Annotated in this window: 1 protein-coding gene; it reads left to right on the top strand. The window is 42.0% G+C overall.

Features of this window, described 5'->3' with window-relative positions; translation table 11 throughout:
• The coding region (locus tag HR060_RS19925; protein ID WP_174201863.1) for an IS3 family transposase at positions 1–645 on the top strand (645 nt) is incomplete at both ends.

The following is a 645-nucleotide window of genomic DNA, read 5'->3' as shown; positions in this document are numbered from 1 at the left end:
GGTATCACTCGGCAAGCCTATTACAAACGGTGTAAAGCGCTTTATGTCAAAACCTGTCACGAACAACAGGTTTTATCTTTCGTTAGAAAGCAACGTATGAGCCACCCTCGTATGGGGACAAGAAAGTTACTGTACCTGATGAAGCAATTTGCATTGCATATAGGGCGAGACCACCTATTTGCTTTACTGAAGGTCAACCGATTGTTGGTACCAACAAAGCGGGCTTATCATCGAACCACGCAGAGCTTACATCGCTTTTATAAACATCCGAATCTGATTAAGGACGGGATTAACTTAACACGCCCCGAGCAATTATGGGTTGCAGACATAACTTACCTCCCCACCCATGAAGGCGAGACGTATCTCAGTTTGGTGACCGATGCTTATTCAAGAAAAATCGTGGGTTATTACTTAGCCGATAACTTGAAAACAGAGGGCGTTAAAAGGGCTTTCAATAAGGCGCTACGGTGCAGAAAAAGCAACTTATCATTGATTCATCATTCCGACAGAGGCATTCAATATTGTTCAAATGACTATCAGCAAATCCATCAAAACCATGGTATTACTTGTTCAATGACAGATGGTTATGACTGCTATCAAAATGCACTGGCTGAGAGAGTAAACGGTATTCTTAAAAACGAATAC

Source organism: Marinifaba aquimaris, assembly GCF_013328345.1.
In the GTDB taxonomy this organism is placed as follows: domain Bacteria; phylum Pseudomonadota; class Gammaproteobacteria; order Enterobacterales; family Alteromonadaceae; genus Marinifaba; species Marinifaba aquimaris.
This window is presented reverse-complemented; position numbering and strand designations above follow the sequence as displayed.